Genomic DNA, 6,662 nt, shown 5'->3' on the forward strand with positions numbered 1-6,662 from the left:
CACCGCCCTGGAGCGGGCGGGCGTCCGTCCGGTCGGCCTCACGCTGGCCGTGCCCGGTGTGGTCGACGCGGCCGCCGGCGTCGTCGCGTACGCCCCCGCCCTCGGCTGGCGCGACGTCCCCGTGGCCGAGGGCCTGCGCGGCCGCCTCGGGCACCCGGCGCTCCCCCTCACCGTGGAGAACGACGCGAAGCTCGGCGCCGTCGCCGAGTACCTGCGGGTGCAGGACGCGCAGGTGCACGACATGGTCTGCATCACGGGTGAGCGGGGCATCGGCGCGGGCATCATCAGCGACGGCAGGCTGCTGCGCGGCTTCGCCGGGTTCGCGGGCGAGGTCGGTCACATGCCGCTCGACCCGGAGCGCCGCGCCTGTGTCTGCGGCCGCCGTGGCTGCTGGGAGACGATGGTCGGGCTCGACGCCGCTCTGCGCTTGGCCGCCGACCCCGACGACGAAGTGCACGACAGCGGGGTCGAGTTGGAGGTCCGGCTGGCCGAGCTGCACCGCCGCGCCGAGGCGGGTGACGCCCGTACCCTGGCGGCGGTGGACCGTGTCGCCGACGGCCTCGGCCTGGGCATCGCCCTCCTCGCCGACCTGCTCAACCCTGGCCTGGTCGTGCTCGGCGGCTACTTCAGCCACATCGGCGACCTCATGCTCGACCGCGTCCGCGACGTGGTGCGAAGCCGGGTCATCGCCCCCGACGGCGGCGGCTGCGAGGTCGCGCTCTCTCCTCTCGGCTTCGCTGCGGCGGCCCGCGGCGCCGCGCACCTGGCGCTCGACGCCGTGTACCAGGACCCGGGCGGCGCCGGCTGAGCACCGCCCTCGCCGCACCTCAGGGACTCCTCAAATCCCTTGCTTCTAGGTCAGGGGCGTCCCTACGCTCCTCGGACCGAGGCGCCGGAACACGGATTCCGGACAGCGGAAGTACCGAGGGGGAGTCATGGGAGTGGCAGCAGTCGTGATCCTGGTGGGGTGCGTGGCGAGTGCCCTCGCCGCCTGCGTCGTCATCGTCAACCGCCGCCAGGCGGGCGAGCCCGGCGCGGCGGAACGCGCGGCCGCCCGCCAGGGCGAGACCCGGGCGACGATAGGCATCGTGCGCGCGGGCGGCACGAACTGAGCCGTGCCGCCCGCGCGCGACCGGGCTCAGTCCCGCTTGCTCCCCGCCGTCAGCCCGACGTACACGATCAGTGCGGCCCCCAGCCCCACGGCCCACCCGTAGTCGGCCAGCGGCTTCAGGAACGGGATGATGCCGTCGGTAGGGAACGGTCCCGCCTTGTTGCCCTTCGCGTCCAGCGTCGAGTACGACCCGCCGACCGCGAGCACGCCCCCGACGACGAACGCGGTGACCGCCCGCCAGTTCCAGCCGCCGGTGTACCAGTACCGGCCCCCGGCCACGTACAGGTCGGCGAGGTGCAGCACGGTCCGCCGGATGATCCAGTAGTCGGCGATCAGGATCCCGGCCACCGTACCGAGCAGCCCGCCGACCACACCGAGCCACGTGAAGATGTACAGCTCGGGCGTGGAGGTGAGTTTCCACGGCATGACCAGGACGCCCACGATGCCCGTGATGATCGCGCCCGTACGGAAGTTGATGAGTTTCGGGGCGAGGTTCGCCAGGTCGTAGGCCGGGGACACGACGTTCGCCGCGATGTTCACGGAGATCGTCGCCACGAAGACGGTGAGGAGCGCGAAGAGCAGCCCGAAGACGTTGTCCGTCTTGCCGGCCAGCGCGACCGGGTCCCAGATCGCCGCCCCGTACACCTGCTCCGAACCGGCCGTCACCAGCACCGACATCAGCGCGAAGACGGTCATCGTGGTCGGCAGTCCGAGCGTCTGGCCCCACACCTGTGCGCGCTGCCCCTTTCCGAACCGCGTGAAGTCAGGGATGTTCAGCGACAGGGTCGACCAGAACCCGATCATGCCCATCAGGCCGGGGAAGAAGACCTTCCAGAAGTCCGCGCCCCAGCCGACCTTGGACGGCTCGTCGAGGAGCGGGCCGAAGCCGCCCGCCTTGTTCGCGATCCAGACGAGCAGGACCACCGCACCGACGAGGACGAAGGGCGCCGCCCAGTTCTCGAAGCGGCGCAGCGTGTCCATCCCCCGGTAGATCAGGGCGAGTTCGAGGGCCCAGAAGACGATGAAGCAGAGCCAGAGCGTCCACGGGTAGCCGCCGACCCGTCCGGCGTCCGCCCAGCCTCCGAAGATCTTGCCCAGCAGGACGAAGATGCCCTGGCCGCCGATCCAGGTCTGGATGCCGAACCAGCAGCAGGCCACCGCCGCCCGCACCATGGCGGGCAGGTTCGCGCCGCGGATGCCGAACGAGGCGCGGGCGAGCACCGGGAAGGGTATGCCGTACTTCGGCCCGGCGTGCCCGGTGAGCAGCATCGGCACCAGCACGATCACGTTCGCCAGGCCGATGGTCAGCACCGCCTGCTTCCAGTCCATGCCGAGCGCGACCAGGCCCGAGGCCAGCGTCCAGGACGGGATGCAGTGGGCCATGCCGATCCACAGCGCGACGAAGTTGTACGTGGTCCAGCGGCGTTCGGCGAGCGGGACGGGACGCAGGTCCTCGTTCGCGTAGCGGCTGTCGGCGGGATAGGCGCCGGCCTTCAGCTCAACTGCGGCTGCGGGTACGGGTGGTGGAGCGGTGTCGGTCATCGGCGGACCCTTCTACGGACGGCATGGAGGGGGACGGGGAAACAGTGCGGGCATGCGGGTGCCGTGAACTTCCTTGCGTCGAGCGGGCGTTGCTAAAGGGGAGGTCATGCGTTCACCGCCGGGATCACGTCCCGGCCGTACGCGTCGATCACCGCCTCCTTCGCGTCGTGCATCGCGTACACCGCGAACTGGTCCACTCCCAGCTCCCGGAGCGCACGCACCTTCTCGACCTGCGCCGAGACCGGGCCGATCAGGCAGAACCGGTCGACGATCTCGTCGGGCACGAACGCCGTGTCGGGGTTCCCGGAGCGGCCGTGGTGCGCGTAGTCGTAGCCCTCGCGCGCCTTGATGTACTCCGTCAGCTCGTCGGGGACCATCGACGAGTGCGCGCCGTACTTGGCCACGAGGTCGGCGACGTGGTTGCCGACCATCCCGCCGAACCAGCGGCACTGCTCGCGCGCGTGGGCGAGGGCCTCGGGCGAGTCGTCGTCCGTGACGTACGCGGGCGCCGCCACACAGATCCTCACGTCCGACGCCGAGCGGCCCGCCGCGACCGCCGCGTCCCGTACCGCCTTCACCATGTACTGCGTGAGGAACGGGTCGGCCAGCTGCAGGATGAAACCGTCGGCCTCCTCACCGGTCATCTTCAGCGCCTTGGGACCGTACGCGGCCATCCAGACGGGAAGTTCGGCGCCTTCCCTCACCCACGGGAACCGGACCACGGTGCCGCCGAGGTCGGCCTCCTCACCCCGTCCGAGGGCCCGGATCACCTTCATCGCACCGCTGATCCGGGCCAGCGTGTTCGGCGCCCGCCCGGCGACGCGCATGGCGGAGTCGCCCCGCCCGATGCCGCACACGGTCCGGTTGCCGTACATGTCGTTCAGCGTCGCGAACGTGGACGCCGTGACCTCCCACGTCCGCGTGCCCGGGTTGGTCACCATCGGGCCGACGACGAGCCGCTCGGTCTCGGCGAGGATGCGGCTGTAGATGACGAACGGCTCCTGCCACAGCACGGCCGAGTCGAACGTCCACCCGTGGGTGAACCCCGCCCGCTCCGCGCGCTTCATCAACTCCACGACCCCGGATGCCGGCGGGTCGGTCTGCAGGACGAGTCCGAAATCCATGAGGGAGCCCCTTAGTTCCGCACGTATCCGTACGTGCCCGTACGTTGCTCAGTTCAGGTACTGACAGGTGCCGCGCGGGGTGTACGCGCCGTGGCCGGCACGCCCGGTGAACTCCCGCTCGGTGATGACGGGTTCGCCGCGCGACAGGACCGTCTCGACCCGGCCGGTGAGCCGTTTGCCCTCGTACGCCGAGTAGTCGACGTTCATGTGGTGCGTCTCGGCGCTGATGGTCTGCTCGGCGGCCGGGTCGTAGATCACGATGTCCGCGTCCGCGCCCGGCGCGATCGTGCCCTTCTTCGGGTACAGGCCGAACATCCGGGCCGGTGTCGCGCAGGCGATCTCGATCCAGCGGCGCCGGGTGAGGTGCCCGTCGACGACGGCCTGGTGCAGGAGGTCCATGCGGTTCTCCACGCCCGGCATGCCGTTCGGGATCTTGGAGAAGTCGCCCCGGCCGAGTTCCTTCTGGCCGGTGAAGCAGAACGGGCAGTGGTCCGTCGAGACGACCTGGAGGTCGTCGGTGCGCAGGCCGCGCCAGAGCGCCTCCTGGTGGTCCTTCGGCCGCAGCGGCGTCGAGCACACGTACTTCGCGCCCTCGAAGTCGGGCTCGGCGAGGTTGTCCGTGGACAGGAACAGGTACTGCGGGCACGTCTCGCCGAAGACGGGGAGCCCCTCGTCGCGGGCCCGCGCCAACTCGGCCAGCGCCTCCCGCGCGGAGACGTGCACGACGTACAGCGGCGCCCCGGCCACCTGCGCCAGTTTGATCGCCCTGTGCGTCGCCTCGGCTTCCAGGAGCGCCTTGCGAACCTCCCCGTGGAAGCGCGGGTCGCTCTCGCCGCGCGCGAGGGCCTGCTCCACGAGCACGTCGATCGCGATGCCGTTCTCGGCGTGCATCATGATCAACCCGCCGTTCTCACCGGCCCGTTGCATGGCACGCAGGATCTGCCCGTCGTCGGAGTAGAAGACGCCCGGGTAGGCCATGAACTGTTTGAAGGAGGTCACGCCCTCCCCCACCAGCAGGTCCATCTCCTTGAGCGTCTCGTCGTGCACGTCGGAGACGATCATGTGGAAGCCGTAGTCGACGGCGCACTGTCCGTCGGCCTTGGCGTGCCAGGCGTCGAGGCCCTCGCGCAGCGAGCCGCCCTTCGACTGGATCGCGAAGTCGACGATCGTGGTCGTGCCGCCCCAGGCGGCGGCCCGCGTCCCCGTCTCGAAGGTGTCGGCGGCGTAGGTGCCGCCGAACGGCATCTCCATGTGGGTGTGGGCGTCGACGCCGCCCGGGATGACGTACTTCTGCGAGGCGTCGATGGTGCGCGCGTCCGTCCAGGACGCGGCGGCGCTGCTGCCACTGGCCGCGAGGGCCACGACGCGGCCGTCCTCGATGAGGACGTCGGCGTGCATCTCGTCGGCCGCGGTGACGACGAGACCGCCGCGGATGACGGTACGGACGGCGCTCATGCTCTCCTCCAGGTGCGTACGTTCTTGCGTCTTACGGGCGGGTCAGCGGCTCGTACGCCTGCGGGGCGCGGTCGCGGTAGAACTGCCAGCGGTCGCGGACCTCGCGCAGTTTCGCCATGTCGAGGTCGCGGACGACGAGTTCGGGTGCCTTGTCGTCGGCGACCTCGCCCACGAACCGGCCCTCGGGGTCGACGAAGTAGGACGTGCCGTAGAAGTCGTTGTCCCCCAGGTCCTCGACGCCGACGCGGTTGATGGCACCGACGAAGTACTCGTTGGCGACGGCGGCCGCCGGCTGTTCCAGCTGCCACAGGTAGCGGGACAGGCCGCGGGAGGTGGCCGACGGGTTGAAGACGATCTGCGCGCCTTCGATGCCGAGCGCACGCCAGCCCTCGGGGAAGTGCCGGTCGTAGCAGATGTAGACGCCAATCTTGCCGACGGCCGTGTCGAAGACGGGCCAGCCGGAGTTGCCGCCGCGGAAGTAGAACTTCTCCCAGAATCCCTTGACCTGGGGGATGTGGGTCTTGCGGTACTTGCCGAGGTAGCTGCCGTCGGCGTCGATGACGGCGGCCGTGTTGTAGAGGACGCCGGGCTGTTCCTCCTCGTACATGGGCAGGACGAGGACGATGCCGTGCTCGCGGGCCAGGTCCTGGAAGCGGTGCACGATCGGGCCGTCCGGGATCGCCTCGGCGTACTCGTAGAACTTGGCCTCCTGCACCTGGCAGAAGTAGGGGCCGTAGAACAGCTCCTGGAAGCAGAGGACTTGGGCGCCCTGTGCGGCGGCGTCACGAACGGCCTGTTCGTGCACCTTGATCATGGATTCCTTGTCGCCGGTCCATGCGGTCTGGAAGATCGCGGCGCGGATCACGGGGCTCATCGGACCTCCGGCTGAGAGAACTGCAAAGAGCTGCAGGGAGCTGCGCGGTGTGTCCACGACGATAGGAATGCCGGCCGCGGCGGCCGAGTCGCACCGTGTCACGTCCCGTGCCCGGCCGCGTTGCACGGTGTCACGCCCCGCCCTGGGCGTCGTGCGCGAGCAGCGCGATGTGCAGGGAGGCGGCCTGCTCGAAGTCGTCGAGGTCGGCGCCGAGCAGGGTGGCGATGGCCTCCAGGCGGCGGTAGAGGGCGGGCCTGCTCATGTGGTGGAGGTGGGCGGTGCGGGACTTGTTGCGGCCGGTGGCGAGGTAGGTGCGCAGCACCGGCAGCAGGCCCTCGGCGGCGTCGTCGGCGCCCAGCAGGCCGTCCAGTTCCCGTTCCGCGAAGGACTGGACGCGCGGGTCGTCGCGCAGCAGCCGCATCAGTCCGCGCAGCCGTACGTCGCCGAGGCGGACGACGGCGGGCAGCCCCGGCGGCGCTCCGGCGACGGCCTCGGCGACGTGCAGGGCCTCGCGCAGCCCCTCGGGCACGTCCTCCCAGCCGGTGCAGGCAGGGCC

At 70.5% G+C, this 6,662-nt stretch carries 7 protein-coding genes; 2 read left to right on the top strand and 5 right to left on the bottom strand.

The features are described 5' to 3' along the window. Together G3I40_RS06165 and G3I40_RS06170 are read left to right on the top strand one after the other, a co-directional pair. On the top strand, positions 1-808 hold an 808-nt coding region (locus G3I40_RS06165), incomplete at its 5' end, for an ROK family protein (RefSeq protein ID WP_164301145.1). A 127-nt stretch (positions 809-935) separates the two neighbouring features. Further along, positions 936-1,112 carry a hypothetical protein gene (locus G3I40_RS06170; protein WP_164301146.1) on the top strand — a complete coding sequence of 59 codons (177 nt, stop codon included), beginning with the start codon at positions 936-938 and terminating at the stop codon, positions 1,110-1,112. 26 nt (positions 1,113-1,138) lie between these two features. Here G3I40_RS06170 and G3I40_RS06175 read toward each other — a convergent pair whose 3' ends face one another. The 5 genes from G3I40_RS06175 to G3I40_RS06195 all read right to left on the bottom strand — a co-directional run. Next, the gene (locus tag G3I40_RS06175) at positions 1,139-2,653 is read right to left on the bottom strand and encodes an NCS1 family nucleobase:cation symporter-1 (protein WP_164301147.1); all 1,515 of its coding nucleotides are present in this window, start codon (positions 2,651-2,653) and stop codon (positions 1,139-1,141) included. A 104-nt stretch (positions 2,654-2,757) separates the two neighbouring features. Continuing rightward, positions 2,758-3,777: a TIGR03842 family LLM class F420-dependent oxidoreductase gene (locus G3I40_RS06180; protein ID WP_164301148.1), complete on the bottom strand. Its 1,020-nt coding sequence runs from the start codon at positions 3,775-3,777 to the stop codon at positions 2,758-2,760. A 48-nt stretch (positions 3,778-3,825) separates the two neighbouring features. Further along, positions 3,826-5,232: a dihydropyrimidinase gene (gene hydA, locus G3I40_RS06185; RefSeq protein WP_164301149.1), complete on the bottom strand. Its 1,407-nt coding sequence runs from the start codon at positions 5,230-5,232 to the stop codon at positions 3,826-3,828. A gap of 31 nt (positions 5,233-5,263) precedes the next feature. Next, positions 5,264-6,106: a nitrilase-related carbon-nitrogen hydrolase gene (locus G3I40_RS06190; protein WP_164301150.1), complete on the bottom strand. Its 843-nt coding sequence runs from the start codon at positions 6,104-6,106 to the stop codon at positions 5,264-5,266. A gap of 130 nt (positions 6,107-6,236) precedes the next feature. Then, positions 6,237-6,662, bottom strand: a 426-nt coding sequence (locus G3I40_RS06195; protein WP_164301151.1) for a helix-turn-helix domain-containing protein, incomplete at its 5' end; no start/stop codon positions are given.

Source organism: Streptomyces sp. SID14478 (assembly GCF_010548525.1).
Lineage (GTDB): Bacteria > Actinomycetota > Actinomycetes > Streptomycetales > Streptomycetaceae > Streptomyces.

Coding starts and splice junctions, on each gene's coding strand:
- G3I40_RS06170 (WP_164301146.1), top strand. CDS start 936: ATGGGAGTGGCAGCAGTCGTGATCCTGGTGGGGTGCGTGGCGAGTGCC.
- G3I40_RS06175 (WP_164301147.1), bottom strand. CDS start 2,653: ATGACCGACACCGCTCCACCACCCGTACCCGCAGCCGCAGTTGAGCTG.
- G3I40_RS06180 (WP_164301148.1), bottom strand. CDS start 3,777: ATGGATTTCGGACTCGTCCTGCAGACCGACCCGCCGGCATCCGGGGTC.
- hydA (WP_164301149.1), bottom strand. CDS start 5,232: ATGAGCGCCGTCCGTACCGTCATCCGCGGCGGTCTCGTCGTCACCGCG.
- G3I40_RS06190 (WP_164301150.1), bottom strand. CDS start 6,106: ATGAGCCCCGTGATCCGCGCCGCGATCTTCCAGACCGCATGGACCGGC.